This is a genomic window from Oleiphilus sp. HI0061 (assembly GCF_001635675.1).
Genome location: NZ_LWFE01000530.1, coordinates 1 through 639, shown reverse-complemented (window position 1 = coordinate 639; position 639 = coordinate 1). Strand labels below are relative to the sequence as shown.

The following is a 639-nucleotide window of genomic DNA, read 5'->3' as shown; positions in this document are numbered from 1 at the left end:
AACAATAGCCAAGGCTAGGAGCGGCAAGCCAAAATGAGTATTTCACAATATTTTATTAGCCGCCCGATCTTTGCTGGCGTGCTCTCGATGATGATCTTCCTAGCTGGCTTGATCGCCGTCTTTCAATTGCCGATAACAGAATACCCAGAGGTTGTTCCGCCAACCGTTGTGGTTAATGCTAGCTATCCTGGCGCAAACCCCGAAGTGATGGCGGACTCTGTTGCTACGCCATTGGAACAGGCGATTAATGGTGTTGAAGGCATGCTTTATATGTCCTCACAAGCAACCTCAGATGGTAGCTTGGCAATTACTGTTACCTTTGAGCTGGGTACTGATGTCGATGATGCGCAGGTACAAGTCCAAAACCGTGTTTCGCGAGCGATTCCCAGGCTGCCGCAAGACGTTCAACGTTTGGGGGTGACCACAACCAAATCTTCACCTGACTTAACGATGGTCGTGCATCTGTTATCACCTGACGATAGCTATGACATGTTGTACCTGTCTAACTTTGCTAACTTGAAAGTGCGCGATGAACTTGCTCGCCTAGAAGGTGTTGGAAATGCTCAAGTATTTGGTGCAGGGGATTACTCTGTGCGTATCTGGCTGAATCCTGAGCAGGTATCTGCGATGGGTATGACC

At 48.7% G+C, this 639-nt stretch carries 1 protein-coding gene; it reads left to right on the top strand.

The genetic code is table 11. The features are described 5' to 3' along the window. Positions 1–33: 33 nt before the first annotated feature. On the top strand, positions 34–639 hold a 606-nt coding region (locus tag A3735_RS06960; RefSeq protein WP_197485726.1), incomplete at its 3' end, for an efflux RND transporter permease subunit.